Here is a 17,684-nt window from a genome sequence, read left to right as displayed (position 1 = left end):
GCGCCCCGGATTCAACCAGGTGGGTCAGGTGTTACAGGTAAATGATCTCGATCGTTCCTGCGCCATCGAGGTCGATGGCGTTGCTCAAGTCCAGGCTGTTGAGCGGCGCGATGACCGCATCGACGGTGATGCTGGCGTTGAAGGTCTGAATCATGGTCGGGCCCGCGCTGCTGCCAGCGCTGTCGGTGAAACTCAGGTAACGGGTCTTGGCGATGGCGATCGGGTTGGCGCTGGCGCTGCTCCAGGCTGTGTTGCCACCGGCTGAGTCGGTTCGATAAAGGCGGGCAAAACTGTCGGCATTGGCGCTTGCCGGGTCGATATTCAGCGCGAAAAAGCCGATTTTGTTGTTGCGGGCATCGGTGCCGAGGCCGTAATGGAAGTCGCTGTCGACTGTCGCCGAGCCCGCACGATTGTCGTGCATGATCAACGCGAAAGCCGTCGGCCCATCGCAGCCGACCCGCAAGTTCAGCGAGCGCGCGGGCAGGCGGGTGCTCTTGTCGGCGTTGAGGTCGTTGATCGTCAGGCTGCCGAAATCCACCACACCGCCGTTGGACAGCGCCGCTTCGCAGGCCGCCGGAGCGAAGCGTGCACGCAACGTCGCCTCGCGACTGCGATCGGCCGACACGGCGTCGAACACCCCGGCCACCTCCCAGGTCACCGCGTCGCGCACTTGCATCCCTTGTTCCTGAACCCATGCCGTCCATTCAAGCTGGGCCGAAAAAGTGCGGCCCTGTATCGGCACTGCGCCCTGCACCGGAACCACGCCATGTTCCGGTCGCCAGACCAGTTGCGCTGCGGTTTGTGCGGGTGCCTGACCAGCAGCGGCGATCAGCCCCAGCTCTACCGACTGACCATCGAGCACCGCGTCGCGGATGTGCAACTGATAAGTGCCACGTTCGGCAAAGTGGAAGCGGTTGGACGTTGCTGCCATGGCCCGATAGAACAGGCTCATGTCGATGGGTTTCGAGCAGGTCAGGGTGAGGCTCGACCGCCGCTCGCCGAGGTTGCGCTCCGATACCGAATCGGCGCGGATCGCACGGTTCATCAAGCCGTAATCGACGACCGGCTGGCTCAGGTTGAACTGACAGTCCTCAACCGATCCCCAGGCAAAAGGTGAGAGCGTCAACGCAACGACGGAAGCCAGCAACAGGCGGGTCAGATTCATCAAGTCATCCTCATGGGGCTCTGCACTTGGCGGCAGTGGTTTCGTAGTAGGCGTCGGTATCGGCGTCTGCCGGCAGTTCGAAATACAGTGCGCAACGCTCAAGCCCGGGCGCCTTGATGAACAGCGCCTGGCTGGCCAGTACGTTGGGCAGGAATACCAGTCCGCCCTCCTGAACCAGGGTGACAAACTCGCCATCCTCGGTATTCACCGCAGCGCCGCGGGGCAGGGGTGCACCGTTGGCGGTGGTGACTTTTAGCAGTGCGCGGCGGGTCAGGCTGACGCCGAATTCGACCTTGTCGACCGCCCCGCGCCCGGCGGAAATCACCGCCAGGCCGTTGCTGATGTCGGCGTTGCGCGGCAGGGTTTTGGTGTCGACTTCCACCGGACTTTTGCCATAGGCCGTGAGTTGTGGAATCACTGCTTGACCTTGCCAATCGGTCCACACCGGACCACTTGGCGTCGACACCTTGATGGCACCCATCTCGCCCACAGACAGCAAACCGAAGGTGTCGCTGATCGGGTAAGGCGAGAGCGTCAAACCTCGGTCGTGCAGCACCGCACCGCCTCGGGCGCTGGCCTGGTAACTGGAGCGCGCGGCGTCGGCGCGGGTGTAGTTGAGATCCAGCTGGGTGTAGCGCGGCAGCAGGGAAACGCCGGCGGAAGACTGCACCTCTTTATTGCGGGAGTCGTGTTCAGCGCCGACGCGGTACGCCAGTTGGTCGTTGAGCTGTTCACTCAAGCCCACGCCGCTGCGGTACTCGCCACCGGAACTGCGTACCCAGGTGCGCGCGCGACGGTTTTCACCCAGGGGAATGCTCAGATTCAGGTAGACGCTATCGTCGGTGCGATTGGCCCCACTGAGTTGCCATTCCGCCGTTGCCGATAGCGACACCCCTTTGATGTTGGTGCCCCAGGACGCCAGGGCGCGGCTGCTGCTCTGACCATCGAACGAGCTTGACTGACTGAAGCCACCGCTGAAGGCGCCGAACCACGGATGGGACCATGACAGGGCCGCGCTTTGCTGGTCGCGGTAGCGGGATTTCTGGTCGTCATTAGTGTTGTCAAATACCGCGTCTTCCAGTTCCCGATAACCCAGGGTTCGGTAGGAACTTGCGGCATTCAGTGCCCAGCGCTCGCTGAAACGGTGCGACAGGCTCAGGTCGGCCTGAAGCCCCTGGCCGCCTTGGCGGCCGCTGGCATCCGCGCCGGTCAGTGTCGCCTGGAGCTGGGTATCCGGCGAAGGCAGCAGGCCGACGCTGGTACCGGCCGCGCGATAGTCGGCGGCGCCGGTCAGCCCGCCGCTGATCAATATTTGCGGGTTCAATACACCGCTCCATCCGCCACTGACGACCCAGGGTTCGTCACCCTGCTCATCGCCACTCCTGCGCACGGTTCCCGCCGCAAGGGAGAAGCCTGGCGCTGGCAAGCCGATACCGAGCATCGCCGCCGGTATCGTGAAACTGCGCTGGCTGCCGTCCTCCTCCTTGACTGTGACTTCGACGTCGGAGCGGCTATTGAGCCGGCGCACGTTGTTCAGGGCAAAGGGGCCTGCGGGCACCACGGTGGAATAAATCAGCGAACCGTTCTGCCGCACTTCGACCTGTGCCTGACTGTTGGCGATGCCTTCGATGACCGCGCTTTGCCCTTCGGCTTGCAGCGCCTGTTCGTTGAGAACCTGTACGCCGGTGATCTGCGCACCGGCCAACACCGGGTTGTAAAGGTTGATCTGGCCGGCCTGCAACACGGCTTCGTGACTGGCGAAGGTGCGCTGGGCGTAAGCGGCGATATGCGTTGTGCGCGACACGTCATCCTGCCAGGTCTGCACCTGACGACTGCGCACGATCCAGTCGCCGGCATTGAAACCCAGCTCGGTGTTGGCCGAGGCATAGCGGCTCGTACCCTCGCCAAAACGGCTGTGCTGTCCGGTAATGTCGTAGTTGAGCAGCGCAGCGACGCCGCCGGTTTGATAGCCGCTGACATCGCGTTCGGCAGGTCGAATAGCATGGGTCGGCACAACCAGCGTCAGGGCCAGGTTGGCCGGATCCTGTTCGATGGCGGTTTGCGGCGCGAGGGCGAGAAAGTCGTAGCAACGGCCATCGTCGTCGAGGATCTGCTCGGGCACGTTCAGGTTGGCCTTGTCGAGCAGCGTGCGGTCAAAGCACAGTACACCGGCGCGATCGAAGGCGACGTCGACGCGACCCTGTCGTTGGCCGTTGACGCTGAGCGTCACCGAATGCCGGCCCGTGGCGAAGCGTGGCGCTTCCATCAGCAAGGTCGCCAGTGCCGGATCGATACCGCGCTGTCGCAGCGTGTTGCTATCGAAGGACGCCAGTAGTAATTCGCTACCGCGAGCGTCGAGCACCATCAGCGTGTTGATCAGCAATAAGGCCAATGTTGTCCGTCGACGCAGCCGGCGTGAGTGGACGCGGGTCCGAATCACAGGCACGGCTTCGCCATCACGGTAAAAAGTTACTGTGTTCATGGGGTTCACTTGGTTTATGCGGGCGTGCTGAACTGATCGTTGAAATTCAGTCACGTCTTGGGTAACAGCTCGCTGGCCGTTACCCGAAAACTTCGGCGCGGGTTATTCCATCGTCGCGCAGTCGTGGCGGTTCAGGACTCGAACGGTGCTTCGAAATGCGGCACCGCGAAGCCGTAGACCGTCGCCGGTTGTATCCGTACGCGGGTGGCGGCAGCGCCTTTGGCGGGCACGCTCAAGGTTTCCCCCGGCAGCACGTAGGTGCGCGGCAACAACGCCGAACCATTACCGGGCAGCAGCGTCAGTTCCTGGGCCAAACGCACGACGTAAGGCGATGGATTGTGCACGCTGACCTGATCGTTTTGCAGGCGCCAGGTCAGCCCCGTCCACGGTGTGCGATTGGGCGCCAGGCCCTTGGGGTGCAGGATCACCGGCAGATTTTGCCGCACCGTCACACCGACCCGTGCACGCCCGGCTTCGGCCGGTTTACGGTCTTGAGGCATACCCTCGAAAATGACCCGCTTCAGGCGCTGGGTGGTCAGGGGCGTGGAGGTCTGCAGGATGAACCGCACCAATTGACTCTTGCCCGCCTCGACCCGGGCCAGCGGCGGCGTGACGAACAACAGCGGTTCCTTGTCCTCGGGAATGTCTTCGAGGGTGACATGCAGCAACGACAGGTTTGCGTCAGTGTTGGTGACCGACACCGAGGTTTCGCCATCGGCTTCATTGACGATCACCACAGAGGTGTCGGGGACCATGCCATCGGCCACGACGTAGCCAGCGAACAGAGAGGCCAGCGTGCCCAGACAGAAACGTCTGCATCGCGCGCCGTTGAAAAGAGTCATGGTGGATGCCTGTGTAAAAAAAGGAAAAGTCAGCATGGCTAGAGTTAGTTCTGGTCAACGCAGTCCTGGTGAACGGGCAGGAGGTCGGGTGGACGTCCTGCCGCGCTTCGACTTCTCGGTGGTTTACAGGTAAACCACAGACAGGGTTACGGAGCCATCGATGGCCACTTCGTTGGTCAGGTTGAGCTGGTTGGCAGGGGCAATTCGAGGTGCGATCTCGAGATCGGAAACCAGTGTCTGGAACGGTTTTGGTATTACGCTGCTGACGTCGGCGACTGTGAGAATGTTGGTTCGCATCAGATCGCGGGTTTGGTACCAGGTCGAACCGCGGTCCTCCGAACCAATCGTGCCGACTCTTATGCCGTCCGCCAGTGGGCTCCTAATTTGCAAGTTCATCGCTCCCAGTTTTTGATTGGTGTTGATTAGCCCGAGGCCGAAATCGTAGGGGTCATTATTGAAATCTGAACCTTCACGGTTGTCCTTGGCCTCAAGGCCGGCAAGCGTCGGTCCGTCGCAGGTGAGCGTCAGTTGCACGTATTGCTCGGGCAGCCATGTCGCTTTGTCAGGGTTCAAACTCTTGGCCGAAATCTTGCCGTAGTCCACCAGCCCGCCTTTGGACAGGGTCGGTTCGCAGGCGCTCGGCGTGATCGTCCCGCTGACGCTCAGGTCGACGCTGGAGGCAGCAAAAGCGCAGGCACTGCCGGCCAGCAACATGGCGCCCAAGAGGGTGTTGAAAGTCTTGTTCATGGTGAAGCTCCTGATGTGGAATAAACAGTGGCGCGATGATCAATAAGTGATCTGCAAGGTGGCGTGCCCGTCGATCGGCAGTTCATCGAGCAAGGTCAGGCCGCTGGCTGGCGCAATGAGGGTGACGGCGCGCAAGCGAGCACTCAGGTGCTGCAACGCGATGGGCGTACGCAGATCGTCAGGGCTGGCAAACGCCGTCAACCCGGCGTGCCCCAGATAGGTCGAAAGTCCCCAGTTACTGCCGTTGTCGCGGGACATGATGGTCAACACCGCATTGCCGTCAGCTTGCGGTTCGAAGATTCCGAACCCCACGCTACCCAGCTTCTGGTCGTCGTTGACCGTACCCAGGCCGTGATAGGCCTGGTTGACGGCCGACGTTCCGTCGCGATTGTCGATGGTGGTCAGGGTGAAAAAGGTCGGGCCTTCACAATCGATCTGCAACTGCAGTTCGCTGGCGGGCAACCGGGTAGGCAAGTCCTGATCGAGATTTTTCGACGTCAGTTTGCCGTGATCGACGATGCCGCCGTTCGACAGTGAGGGTGTACAGGAACTCGGTGTAATGATTCCGCTGACACTCAGATCGGCGTTGCCCGCCGCCAGCGCAGAGTGCGCGCAGGTCAGCCACGTTATGCTCATCAAAGCGAGGGCGCATCGTTGCGTGATGGGTCGTCCTTGGTTCATGTATTCGCTTTTCCTTGAACGAAGATGATTGGAAGTTGCCCTGTACGGACAGGCGCAATCTAACGGTCGAGGTAATCAGGTGGAATGCAACTAATACGAAAACGTGCCATTGACTGTAAGAAAGTGCGAGGTGTACTACAGGTTGTATTGAATGAAGGCGTTGTCTGTAGGCTATCTATGTGGTCTATCGGATATATGAACTGTAGGGCGCTTCTTATTGTTCTATCGGATAAAGGACAGTCCCCCGCAGACATTGGCTGACATTTTTTTGCGTGCGAGATTGGTCGTTGTGATGGTGCAAGGACGGCGCTATTTTTTTGCGCACTCCAGTCACTCAACAGGATTAATCCGACAATGCAGGTAATCATTGCTGATGACCATCCGGTGGTTCGTATTGGAATGCGGATGCTCATTGACCTGAGCGGCACTTGCGTCATCGTGGGCGAGGCTGAGGGGCCTGACAGCCTGCTGAGCCTGCTTTCAACATCGCCTTGCGATTTGCTGATCACTGACTTCAGCATGCCCGGCAACGTGCAGGCCGATGGCTTGAAAATGCTCGGAATGGTGCGACGCCACTATCCGCAAACTTCAATCATTCTGGTCACGATGCTCGCCAACGTCATGACGCTCAGAGCGGCAATTGCCCAAGGTGTAATGGGGGTCATCGCCAAGGATGCCTCGGCCAGGGAGCTGCCGATGGCCGTCAAGGCGGTGGGCGAAGGGCGGCGATTTATCAGCGACTCCTTGCGCGCGGCACTGGCTTCGGCAGAAACCGAGGCGCAATCGGGATCTCCATCGCTGTCGGCCAAGGAACATGAAGTGGTGAGAATGCTCGCCAGCGGCATGACCGTGAGTGAAATTGCCGAGCAATTCAACCGCAGCGTGTCCACGATCAGCAAACAGAAAATCATGGCCATGCGAAGACTGGGCATTTCTACCGATGTGGATCTGTTCGCCTATGCCCGTGAGAGCGGAATGGTGCATCAGGATTGATAAGTTCGTGTGGGTCAGCACCCTCAAGGAAAATTCGTATTAGTTGTATTTTTTGACGATTATTGCGGGCTTATATTGCAGTCGCCAAGTAGGGGGTTTGGTGATTTCGATAAGTTGAAATCCGCCTCTGCAAAATAAATAAAGTGTCTGAAGGAACATAAGGAAATGAAAAAGCGTTTAAGTTATATCGCTGCAACTCTGCTGGTTGCTGGCACGACCAGCGTCAATGCTGCATCGAGCGTCGATTTGAGTGTCACGGGGAAAATCACGCCAGCGGCGTGTATGCCGCAGTTGTCCAATGGTGGAATGGTCGATCACGGAAAGATCTCATTCAAAGATCTGAAAAAAGGCGTAAATACGTTACCGCAAGTTGCTCTACAAATGAGCGTAAGTTGTGATGCCGCTACATTGTTTGCAGTTAAAAGTACCGATAACAGGAAGGGGACTGCCTCTAACAATGGCCTGTCTTCCTTTGGGTTGGGCGTGGGCGAAGGTGACCACAAGGTTGGGTTTTATAACTTGACCATGGAGAACGTGCTGGGGGACGGCGCAGTACTTCCAGTGGTGGAGTCAGTCAATGGCAATACATGGTTCTATTCGAGCACTGGCCAAATCTGGCAACCTGAGTGGATGAGGTCCGTGAGTGGCCCGGGCAACCCGGATTACACGCCCGTCGCCATCCAGACACTGGCGGCCGATCTGATTGTGGCGACGAGCATCAATAAACCAGGAACGCTCACAGCCGAGATGCCCATAGACGGCAGCGCTACCCTGGATATCGTTTACCTTTAAGTTGCGAAGCGTCATTCAGTGGGTCGCAGGGCTGCAGCAGTGCCTGCATTTTTATGGTGAATAGCCATGGTTATTCACGCACTCGCGGCATATCGTGCTGACCTACTGATGATATTTGCGGAGCCTGTCCATGAGTGATGCCCACAACGCCCTGATCACCCGCTTCTACCAGGCTTTCCAGCGACTGGATGCCGAAGCGATGAGCGCCTGCTATACCGATGACGTGGTGTTCAGTGATCCTGCGTTTGGTGAACTGCGCGGGCGCGATGCCGGCGACATGTGGCGCATGCTCACCACCCGTGCCAGGGATTTTTCCCTGACCTTCGAGAACGTGCACAGTGACGAGCGCACAGGCGGCGCGCATTGGGTGGCGACGTATCTGTTCAGCCAGACCGGCAATGTGGTGGTCAACGATATTCAGGCGCGGTTCGTGTTTCGCGACGGCAAGATCTGCGAACATCATGACCGCTTCGATATGTGGGCCTGGTCGCGTCAGGCGCTCGGGGTCAAGGGCCTACTGCTGGGCTGGACACCGCTGGTACGCAACGCCGTCCGCACTCAAGCCCTGAAGGGGCTGAAGGCATTCCAGGCCAGTCGCTGATAAGATTGCGGCTTGTTTCCACTCAAGTCCCGATCGTTACGTGAACAGCCCGAGCGAAGCTCCCATCACTAAACCCTGGTTCGTGTACCTGGTGCGTGCGGCCAACGGTTCGCTTTACTGCGGCATAAGCGACGACCCGGTGCGACGATTCGCCAAGCATCAAAGCGGCAAGGGCGCGCGCTTTTTCCTCTCGAGCCCGGCCATGGCGCTGGTCTACACCGAAGTCTGCCGCGACAAAAGCGAAGCGCTGCGCCAGGAACGACTGATCAAAAAGTTGCGCAAGAGCGCCAAGGAATGCCTGGTGGCGTCTTATCAATCTGACTGATCGGTTCCCATCAGGCAGATCTGTAGGCTGCTAAACGATTGCGCGCTAAGCTGCGGGCTCCTGATCTTTGCGGTGGAGCCGAGCATGTCCGAGTTGATTCTGCATCATTACCCGACGTCACCCTTTGCGGAGAAGGCGCGCTTGCTGCTGGGTTTCAAAGGGCTGTCATGGCGTTCGGTGAAAATCTCGCCGGTGATGCCAAAACCCGATCTCACGGCCCTGACCGGCGGTTACCGCAAGACGCCGGTGTTGCAGGTCGGCGCGGATATTTATTGCGACACGGCGCTGATCGCCCGCCGACTCGAACAGGAAAAAGCCCTGCCGGCGTTCTTCCCCGAAGGCCAGGAAATGATCACGGCCAGCTTTGCGACCTGGGCCGATTCGGTGGTGTTCCAGCATGCGGTCAGCCTGGTGTTCCAACCGGAATCGGTCGCCGTACGCTTCGGCAATTTACCGCCGGAAGCGATCAAGGCGTTTCTCGCCGACCGTGCCGGATTGTTCAGCGGTGGTAGTGCGACAAAACTGTCCATCGAGCAGGCCAAACATCAGTGGCCTACTCTCATGTCGCGCCTGGAGTTGCAACTGCAGCGCGAGCAGGGCGACTTCCTGTTTGGCGAGCCATCGATTGCCGACTTCGCGCTGGCGCACTCGCTGTGGTTTCTCAAGGCGACGCCTGTGACTGCGCCATTGGTCGATGCGTATCCGGCGGTCAGCGCCTGGCATGCCCGGGTGCTGGGCTTCGGTCATGGTGCATCCAGCGAAATGTCCTCCGAAGAGGCGCTGGAGGTGGCTCGTTCGTCGACACCAGCGGCGTTACCGAATGAGGATTTCGTCGATCCAAACGGGTTCACGGCGGGCCAGCAAGTGTTGGTCGCAGCCACCGACTATGGCGTTGATCCGGTGACGGGCGAGTTGTTGTTTGCCGGGCGCGAGGAATTGATTGTGCGTCGCGAAGACGAACGTGGCGGTGTGGTGCATGTGCACTTTCCGCGCTTTGGTTTCCGTATCGAAGCCTGCTGACTCAGGCATTCACCTGTGGCGAGGGAGCTTGTCGGATCGCCGCACCGTCCCGTTGGGGCGCGAAGCGGCCCCCGGAAAAGGGACTGCTACACAGTCCAGCGGGAGCAAGCTCCCTCGCCACAGCATTGCGTGTATCTGAAGGATTACTTCAAAGCAGCCAGAATCGCATCCGGGTCATACCCACGAATCAGCGTCCCGTTCACATCGATTATCGGAATCCCGCCACCGCCCAGCGCCTCGTAGTCCTTGCGCGCGAGGGCATCTTTTTCGATATCGAATTCCTTGTACGCAATGCCTTTCTGGTCGAGAAAGCGTCGGGTCAGTTTGCAGTAGCCACACCACTCGGTGGCGTACAGCACGACCTTGGCCCTGGCTTGAGTCTGCTCGGACACCACTTGCGACGGGTTGAACACCCGCTCGATCTTGCCCCAGTTCTGATAGACCACCACGACCAGCAGAACCAGCATGACCTTTTTCAGGACATTGCCGAGCATCAGTTGCGTCGCTTGAGCTGATCAGTCAGTGAGGTCGGCAGGCCTTTGATGATCAGCGTGCCGGCTTCTTCGTCGTACTCGATCTTCGAGCCCAGCAGGTGCGCCTCGAAACTGATCGACAGGCCCTCGGCGCGGCCGGTGAAGCGCCGGAACTGGTTGAGGGTGCGCTTATCTGCCGGAATCTCCGGCGACAGACCGTAGTCCTTGTTGCGAATGTGATCGTAGAAGGCTTTTGGACGATCTTCGTCGATCAATTCCGACAGCTCTTCCAGGCCCATCGGTTCGCCGAGTTTGGCCTGGCTGCTGGCGTAGTCGACCAGGGTCTTGGTCTTCTCGCGAGCGTCGTCTTCCGGCAAGTCTTCGCTTTCGACGAAGTCGCTGAACGCCTTGAGCAAGGTGCGGGTTTCACCCGGCCCGTCGACGCCTTCCTGACACCCGATGAAGTCGCGGAAGTATTCCGAGACTTTCTTGCCGTTCTTGCCTTTGATGAACGAAATGTACTGCTTGGATTGTTTGTTGTTCTGCCACTCGGACACGTTGATCCGCGCCGCCAGATGCAGCTGGCCAAGGTCCAGGTGACGGGACGGCGTGACGTCCAGTTGCTCGGTCACGGCGACGCCTTCGCTGTGGTGCAGCAGGGCGATGGCCAGATAGTCGGTCATGCCTTGTTGGTAATGCGCGAACAACACGTGGCCACCGACCGAGAGGTTGGATTCTTCCATCAGTTTTTGCAGGTGTTCCACCGCTACGCGACTGAAGGCTGTGAAGTCCTGGGCGCCGTCGAGGTATTCCTTCAACCAGCCGCTGAACGGGAAGGCGCCGGACTCCGGATGAAACAATCCCCAGGCCTTGCCTTGCTTGGCGTTGTAGCTTTCGTTGAGGTCGGCAAGCATGTTCTCGATGGCGGCGGACTCGGCCAGTTCAGAGTCGCGAGCGTGGAGAACTGCAGGCGTGCCGTCGGGTTTTTTGTCGATCAGGTGGACGATGCAATGACGGATCGGCATGGGCTTCTCGGCTGATTGAAGAGAGGAGGCCAGGCTCCCCCGAAAAAGCGCCCAGTGTACCGCAACCATTGGTTTTGGCGCGGTTCGAAGGCCAATTCCCGGGCGACCGGCGGCGCTTGGGCGATTTTTTCCCGGTTTAGAGCAATAAAGCTGACCAAATGGGTAGCTAGAGGCGGATATTTCCCCGTCTCTGTGCTAGTTTTGCCCGGTCTTGCGCGAAGTCACTGCGTTAAGCCTGCAGTCAGCTTTTGTCAGGTCGAACCAAACCCTGATTTCGGCATCTATAACCCCGATCCCGAGGTTATTTCGCCGAGGGTGCCAGATCCAGAAGATCGGGCTCGATGGCTGACATTGCACTCTGCAATCCATATGAATTTGATAGGGAAGGAACACTACATGGCTCTTACTAAAGACCAACTGATCGCCGACATCGCTGAAGCTATCGACGCGCCAAAAACCACCGCGCGTAACGCTCTGGACCAACTGGGCCAAATCGTTGCCGATCAGCTGGAAAACGGCGGCGAAATCACTCTGCCAGGTATCGGCAAGCTGAAAGTGACTGAGCGTCCTGCCCGTACCGGCCGCAACCCTTCGACTGGCGCTGCCATCGAAATCGCTGCCAAGAAAGTGATCAAGCTGGTTGTGGCCAAAGGCCTGACCGACGCTGTCAACAAGTAAGACTTGTTAAAAAAAACCGTGCGCCGGAGCAATCCGGGCACGGTTTTTTTGTGGGCTCAGATCGGCGCATGCCTTTTTCGCAGGAGCCAGGCTTGCCGGCGAAGGCGCTCTTGAAAACGCCTTCGCCGGCAAGCCTGGCTCCTACAAGTGCATAGGCGGGCTGCCAATATCATTTACTCTGCAGAGACTTTGCTCCAGCGCGCCTGCCGCCAGGCTTGTTGTTGCGCTTTGGTCTGAAAGGTCCAGGCGACGAAGCGGCTTTGTTTCTGACCCTGGGACATTTCCACCACCTGGCTTTCCAGTGCACCGGCTTTTTTCAGCGCGGTCTGGATAGCCGGCAGGTTCGAGGCTTTCGACACCAGGGTGCTGAACCACAACACCTGTTGGCTGACCTGTGCACTCTCGGCGATCAGTTGCGTGACGAATCGCACCTCACCCCCCTCGCACCACAACTCCGCCGCCTGACCGCCGAAATTCAGCACCGGCAGTTTGCGTTTTGGATCGGCCTTGCCCAGCGCTCGCCACTTGCGCGTGCTGCCGCGGGTGGCTTCCTCCAGCGAAGCATGAAACGGCGGGTTACACAGGGTCAGGTCAAAGCGCTCGGTGCTTTCCAGCAAGCCCAAAAGAATCTGCTTGCGATTGGTTTGCTGACGAATCTGGATGGCTTTGTTCAAGCCGTTGGATTGAACGATCGCCTTGGCCGCAGCGATGGCCGTGGCATCGATTTCCGAGCCGAGAAACTGCCAGCGGTAGTCACTGTGACCGATCAGCGGGTACACGCAGTTTGCGCCCATACCGACGTCCAGCACTTTCACCGCGGCGCCGCGGGGAATCACGCCGTCATTGCCGTTGGCCAGCAGATCGGCCAGAAAGTGCACGTAGTCCGCGCGGCCGGGAACCGGTGGGCACAGGTAATCGGCCGGAATGTCCCAGTGGGCGATGCCGTAGAACGACTTCAGCAGCGCGCGGTTGAACACCCGCACCGCGTCCGGGCTGGCGAAGTCGATGCTTTCCTTGCCGTACGGGTTGATGATCACGAACTTCGCCAGTTCCGGCGTGCTTTTGATCAACGCCGCAAAGTCGTAGCGACCCTGATGGCGATTGCGCGGATGCAGGCTGGCCTTTTCGCGCGGCTCCACGACTTTGGCCGGGGTTGCGGACTCAGGCTTTCTACGCGCAGGTTTCGGTGTACGGGGGGCGGTCATGGCGGTGGTCGATTCGGGTATGGCTGAAAGTGGCGGGCATTGTCCCACAGACAATGCCAACACGGGGACCTGCAGGCGCATGGATTGCTCGCGATGGCGTCTGCGGATACCTCCTGTAGGAGCAAGGCTTGCCGGCGATGGCGTCTGTGGAATCGCCATCGCAGGCAAGCCTTGCTCCTACAGGGGGGGCGAAGAACGGTAGGCATGAAAAGGGAGGCCACCTGAGCCTCCCTTGTTCATTGCGAATTGCCGTTACAGGCTGGCAATCCGCGCATGCTGCTCGGCCAGCTTGCCCAGAGCCTGTTCGGCTTCGGCCAGTTTGGCGCGTTCCTTCTCGATGACTTCGGCTGGCGCCTTGTCAACGAAACCGGCGTTGGACAGCTTGCCGCCAACCCGTTGCACTTCGCCTTGCAGGCGCTGGATTTCCTTGTCCAGACGCGCCAGCTCGGCACCTTTGTCGATCAGGCCGGCCATAGGCACCAGCACTTCCATCTCGCCAACCAGTGCGGTGGCGGACAGCGGTGCTTCTTCGCCCGCAGCCAGCACGGTGATCGATTCCAGGCGCGCCAGCTTCTTCAGTAGCGCTTCGTTTTCGGTCAGGCGACGCTGATCTTCAGCGCTGACGTTCTTCAGGTAGATCGGCAGCGGTTTGCCCGGGCCGATGTTCATTTCGCCACGGATGTTGCGCGTGCCCAGCATCAGGCCTTTGAGCCACTCGATGTCGTCTTCGGCCGCCGGATCGATGCGCTCTTCGTTGGCCACTGGCCAAGGTTGCAGCATGATCGTCTTGCCTTCGATACCGGCCAGCGGCGCGATGCGCTGCCAGATTTCCTCGGTGATGAACGGCATGAACGGGTGCGCCAGACGCAGCGCCACTTCCAGTACGCGCACCAGCGTGCGACGGGTGCCGCGCTGGCGCTCGACCGGAGCGTTTTCGTCCCACAGCACAGGCTTGGACAGTTCCAGGTACCAGTCGCAATACTGGTTCCAGATGAACTCGTACAGGGCTTGTGCGGCCAGGTCGAAACGGAACTGATCCAGTTGACGGGTCACTTCGGCTTCGGTGCGCTGCAGTTGCGAAATGATCCAGCGATCCGCCAGCGACAGTTCGTAGGCTTCGCCGTTCTGGCCGCAGTCTTCGCCCTTGTCCAGCACGTAACGCGCGGCGTTCCAGATCTTGTTGCAGAAGTTGCGATAGCCTTCGACGCGGCCCATGTCGAACTTGATGTCGCGACCGGTGGACGCCAGCGAGCAGAAGGTGAAGCGCAGGGCGTCGGTGCCATAGCTGGCGATGCCCTCGGCGAATTCGTCGCGGGTCTGTTTCTCGATCTTTTTCGCCAGTTTCGGCTGCATCATGCCGGAGGTGCGCTTTTGCACCAATTCTTCCAGTTCGATGCCGTCGATGATGTCCAGCGGGTCCAGGACATTGCCCTTGGACTTGGACATTTTCTGGCCCTGACCATCACGCACCAGGCCATGAACGTACACAGTCTTGAACGGAACCTGCGGCGTGCCGTCCTCGTTCTTGATCAAGTGCATGGTCAGCATGATCATCCGGGCAACCCAGAAGAAAATGATGTCGAAACCGGTGACCAGCACATCGGTGGAGTGGAATTTCTTCAGGAACTCGGTCTTCTCCGGCCAGCCCAGCGTCGAGAAGGTCCACAGGCCCGAACTGAACCAGGTGTCGAGAACGTCGTTGTCCTGTTGCAGTGCCACGTCCGGGCCGAGGTTGTGCTTGGCACGCACTTCGGCTTCATCACGACCGACGTAGACCTTGCCCGACTCGTCGTACCAGGCCGGGATCCGGTGACCCCACCACAGCTGACGGCTGATGCACCAATCCTGGATGTCGCGCATCCACGAGAAGTACATGTTTTCGTATTGCTTGGGTACGAACTGGATGCGGCCGTCTTCAACGGCGGCAATCGCCGGTTCTGCCAAAGGCTTGGTGGACACGTACCACTGGTCGGTCAGCCACGGTTCGATGATGGTGCCGGAGCGGTCGCCTTTCGGCACCTTCAAGCCGTGATCGTCGACGCTGACCAGCAGGCCGGCAGCTTCGAACGCAGCGACGATCTGCTTGCGCGCTTCGAAGCGGTCCAGGCCGGCGTATTCGGCCGGAATCTTGCCGTCGATGCTTTCGTTGAGCGTGCCATCGAGGTTGAACACCTGGCAGGCCGGCAGGACCGCAGCGTTCTTGTCGAAGATGTTCAGCAGCGGCAGGTTGTGGCGCTTGCCGACTTCGTAGTCGTTGAAATCGTGGGCCGGGGTGATTTTCACGCAGCCGGTGCCGAATTCAGGGTCGCAGTAATCGTCGGCGATGATCGGGATGCGGCGGCCAACCAGTGGCAGCTCTACAAATTTGCCGATCAGGGCTTTGTAGCGTTCATCGTTCGGGTTCACCGCGACGGCAGAGTCGCCGAGCATGGTTTCCGGGCGAGTGGTCGCGACGATCAGGAAATCGTTGCCTTCAGCGGTCTTGGCGCCGTCGGCAAGCGGGTACTTCAGGTTCCACAGGAAACCTTTCTCGTCGTGGTTTTCCACTTCGAGGTCGGAAATCGCCGTGTGCAGCTTGGTGTCCCAGTTGACCAGGCGCTTGCCGCGGTAGATCAGGCCGTCTTCGTGCAGGCGGACAAACGCTTCCTTCACGGCTTCCGAGAGGCCGTCGTCCATGGTGAAGCGCTCACGGCTCCAGTCCACGGACGAGCCGAGGCGACGGATCTGACGACTGATGTTGCCGCCCGACTGGTCCTTCCACTCCCAGACTTTCTCGAGGAATTTGTCGCGGCCCAGATCGTGACGATTCTGGCCCTGGGCTTCCAGTTGACGCTCCACCAGCATCTGCGTCGCGATACCGGCGTGGTCGGTGCCTGGCTGCCACAGGGTGTTACGCCCCTGCATGCGGCGGAAACGGATGAGGGCGTCCATGATCGCGTTGTTGAAGCCATGCCCCATGTGCAGGCTGCCGGTGACGTTCGGCGGCGGGATCATGATGGTGTAGGACTCGCCCGCGCCTTGCGGGGCGAAGTAATTCTCTGACTCCCAGGTGTTGTACCAGGAAGTTTCAATGGCGTGCGGCTGGTAGGTCTTATCCATGCGCGGCGGGACCCTATTGGCATTTATTCAGGAAAAGCCGGGAAGTATAGCGGGGATAAGCTGATGCGCGTAGAGCGAGGTGACAATGGGCGGGGGAAAAACTGTGGTTTTCACGCAAGTGTATTGTCAGTAAAGACGCCCTCGCGGGAAAGCCTCGCTCCTATAGGGTTATAGGTCGTGCCGTTATTCCATGATCGACACTGACCTTGTAGGAGCGAGGCTTGCCCGCGAAAGCAATCCGTCAGGCGACCCGATTCAAATCGTTATGCCGTGTTTCCTTCAGGCACAGTACGGCGATCAAGCTCAGCACCGCTGCGCCGGACACATAACCGCCGACATAGCTCAAGCCACCCATAGCTACCAGTTTCTGCGCAAAGAACGGCGCCGCCGAGGCACCGACAATACCGCCCAGGTTGTAGGCGGCAGAGGCGCCGGTATAACGCACGTGAGTTGGAAACAGCTCCGGCAGCAGTGCACCCATCGGCGCAAACGTCACGCCCATCAGGAACAGCTCAATGCACAGGAAGAGTGCCACGCCCCAGGTCGAGCCTTGGGTCAGCAGCGGTTCCATCAAAAAGCCCGACAAAATTGCCAGCACGCCGCCGATGATCAGCACCGGTTTACGTCCGTAGCGGTCGCTGGCCCAGGCGGACAGTGGAGTAGCCGCCGCCATGAATAACACGGCGAAGCACAGCAAGCCGAGGAAGGTTTCACGGCTGTAGCCCAGCGTCGCGACGCCATAACTCAAGGAAAACACCGTCGAGATATAAAACAGTGCGTAACACACCACCATCGCACCGGCACCCAGCAAGACAGGCACCCAGTATTGGCTGAACAGCTCGACCAGCGGGATTTTTACCCGTTCCTGGCGGGCCACGGCGTTGGCAAAGACCGGCGTTTCATGAAGCTTGAGGCGCACGTACAGGCCCACCATCACCAGCGCGGCACTGAGCAGGAACGGAATCCGCCAGCCCCAGGAGCGGAACTGTTCATCGTCCAGCACCATGGCCAGGGTGAGAAACAGGCCGTTGGCCGCAAGAAAGCCAATGGAAGGGCCGAGCTGCGGAAACATGCCGAACCAGGCGCGTTTGCCCTTGGGGGCGTTCTCCGTGGCCAGCAGCGCCGCGCCGCCCCATTCCCCGCCCAACCCCAGGCCCTGGCCGAAACGCAGCACGCAAAGCAGGATCGGCGCCCAGGCGCCGATGCTGTCATAGCCGGGTAGCACGCCGATCAGCGTGGTACATACGCCCATCAGCAACAGCGAGGCCACCAGGGTGGATTTGCGTCCGATGCGGTCGCCGAAGTGGCCAAACAGTGCCGAGCCCAGCGGTCGTGCCAGAAACGCGATGCCGAACGTCAGGAAAGCCGAGAGCATCTGCGCCGTCCCGGACGTCTGCGGAAAGAATACCGGGCCGATCACCAGTGCGGCAGCAGTGGCATAAACGTAGAAGTCGTAGAACTCGATGGCGGTGCCGATGAAGCTCGCGGTGGCCACGCGGGTGGCGGAGTTCGTCGGTTGCGCAGGCGCGTGGTCGTAGGTTGTGCTGGTCGTCATG

The 17,684-nt window shown here is 59.7% G+C and carries 16 protein-coding genes; 6 read left to right on the top strand and 10 right to left on the bottom strand.

What is annotated here, in order from left to right; translation table 11 throughout:
- Nucleotides 1-31: 31 nt before the first annotated feature.
- The 5 genes from ASD60_RS08825 to ASD60_RS08805 form a co-directional block, all read right to left on the bottom strand.
- A complete protein-coding gene (locus tag ASD60_RS08825) occupies nucleotides 32-1,165 on the bottom strand; it encodes a DUF1120 domain-containing protein (protein WP_056853641.1) in 1,134 nt (377 codons plus the stop codon).
- Nucleotides 1,166-1,175: 10 nt separating this feature from the next.
- Nucleotides 1,176-3,647 (bottom strand): fimbria/pilus outer membrane usher protein, encoded by a 2,472-nt coding sequence (locus ASD60_RS08820; protein WP_056853640.1) that lies wholly within the window; start codon nucleotides 3,645-3,647, stop codon nucleotides 1,176-1,178.
- A gap of 131 nt (nucleotides 3,648-3,778) precedes the next feature.
- Nucleotides 3,779-4,489, bottom strand: a complete 711-nt coding sequence (locus ASD60_RS08815; RefSeq protein ID WP_056853639.1) for a fimbria/pilus chaperone family protein — start codon at nucleotides 4,487-4,489, stop codon at nucleotides 3,779-3,781.
- Nucleotides 4,490-4,612: 123 nt separating this feature from the next.
- Nucleotides 4,613-5,236, bottom strand: coding sequence for a DUF1120 domain-containing protein (locus tag ASD60_RS08810; RefSeq protein WP_056853638.1), 624 nt, complete (start codon nucleotides 5,234-5,236; stop codon nucleotides 4,613-4,615).
- A gap of 39 nt (nucleotides 5,237-5,275) precedes the next feature.
- Entirely contained in the window at nucleotides 5,276-5,872 is a 597-nt protein-coding gene (locus ASD60_RS08805; protein ID WP_056853661.1) for a DUF1120 domain-containing protein, read from the bottom strand.
- 399 nt (nucleotides 5,873-6,271) lie between these two features.
- On the opposite strand from ASD60_RS08805, the gene ASD60_RS08800 reads away from it, so the two are divergent.
- From ASD60_RS08800 to ASD60_RS08780, 5 genes are all read left to right on the top strand, one after another.
- Nucleotides 6,272-6,910, top strand: a complete 639-nt coding sequence (locus ASD60_RS08800) for a response regulator (RefSeq protein ID WP_056853637.1) — start codon at nucleotides 6,272-6,274, stop codon at nucleotides 6,908-6,910.
- A 165-nt stretch (nucleotides 6,911-7,075) separates the two neighbouring features.
- On the top strand, nucleotides 7,076-7,702 hold the full coding sequence (locus tag ASD60_RS08795; RefSeq protein ID WP_056853636.1) for a DUF1120 domain-containing protein: 627 nt from the start codon (nucleotides 7,076-7,078) through the stop codon (nucleotides 7,700-7,702).
- Between the two features lie 130 nt (nucleotides 7,703-7,832).
- Nucleotides 7,833-8,303 carry a nuclear transport factor 2 family protein gene (locus tag ASD60_RS08790; RefSeq protein ID WP_056853635.1) on the top strand — a complete coding sequence of 157 codons (471 nt, stop codon included), beginning with the start codon at nucleotides 7,833-7,835 and terminating at the stop codon, nucleotides 8,301-8,303.
- 40 nt (nucleotides 8,304-8,343) lie between these two features.
- Nucleotides 8,344-8,628, top strand: coding sequence for a GIY-YIG nuclease family protein (locus ASD60_RS08785; protein ID WP_056853634.1), 285 nt, complete (start codon nucleotides 8,344-8,346; stop codon nucleotides 8,626-8,628).
- A gap of 84 nt (nucleotides 8,629-8,712) precedes the next feature.
- The gene (locus ASD60_RS08780; protein ID WP_056853633.1) at nucleotides 8,713-9,648 is read left to right on the top strand and encodes a glutathione S-transferase family protein; all 936 of its coding nucleotides are present in this window, start codon (nucleotides 8,713-8,715) and stop codon (nucleotides 9,646-9,648) included.
- 143 nt (nucleotides 9,649-9,791) lie between these two features.
- On the opposite strand, the gene ASD60_RS08775 is transcribed toward ASD60_RS08780, so the two are convergent.
- Entirely contained in the window at nucleotides 9,792-10,142 is a 351-nt protein-coding gene (locus ASD60_RS08775; protein WP_056853632.1) for a glutaredoxin family protein, read from the bottom strand.
- Nucleotides 10,142-11,146, bottom strand: a complete 1,005-nt coding sequence (gene yejK / locus ASD60_RS08770) for a nucleoid-associated protein YejK (RefSeq protein ID WP_056853631.1) — start codon at nucleotides 11,144-11,146, stop codon at nucleotides 10,142-10,144. The genes ASD60_RS08775 and yejK overlap by 1 nt, the downstream gene beginning before the upstream one ends.
- A 396-nt stretch (nucleotides 11,147-11,542) precedes the next feature.
- On the opposite strand from yejK, the gene ASD60_RS08765 reads away from it, so the two are divergent.
- On the top strand, nucleotides 11,543-11,824 hold the full coding sequence (locus ASD60_RS08765; protein ID WP_007905514.1) for an HU family DNA-binding protein: 282 nt from the start codon (nucleotides 11,543-11,545) through the stop codon (nucleotides 11,822-11,824).
- A 173-nt stretch (nucleotides 11,825-11,997) separates the two neighbouring features.
- Here the strand turns inward: ASD60_RS08765 and rlmF are convergent, their stop codons facing one another.
- The 3 genes from rlmF to ASD60_RS08750 form a co-directional block, all read right to left on the bottom strand.
- On the bottom strand, nucleotides 11,998-13,029 hold the full coding sequence (rlmF, locus tag ASD60_RS08760) for a 23S rRNA (adenine(1618)-N(6))-methyltransferase RlmF (protein ID WP_056853660.1): 1,032 nt from the start codon (nucleotides 13,027-13,029) through the stop codon (nucleotides 11,998-12,000).
- Nucleotides 13,030-13,281: 252 nt separating this feature from the next.
- Complete coding sequence (locus ASD60_RS08755; RefSeq protein WP_056853630.1) at nucleotides 13,282-16,128, bottom strand: valine--tRNA ligase; 2,847 nt, start codon at nucleotides 16,126-16,128, stop codon at nucleotides 13,282-13,284.
- Nucleotides 16,129-16,369: 241 nt separating this feature from the next.
- Nucleotides 16,370-17,683: an MFS transporter gene (locus ASD60_RS08750; RefSeq protein WP_056853629.1), complete on the bottom strand. Its 1,314-nt coding sequence runs from the start codon at nucleotides 17,681-17,683 to the stop codon at nucleotides 16,370-16,372.
- Nucleotide 17,684 lies beyond the last annotated feature (1 nt).

It is taken from the genome of Pseudomonas sp. Root562 (assembly GCF_001427125.1).
Classification (GTDB): Bacteria; Pseudomonadota; Gammaproteobacteria; order Pseudomonadales; family Pseudomonadaceae; genus Aquipseudomonas.
The sequence above is the reverse complement of the archived record's forward strand: the minus strand, read 5'-3'. Positions and strand labels throughout refer to the sequence as shown.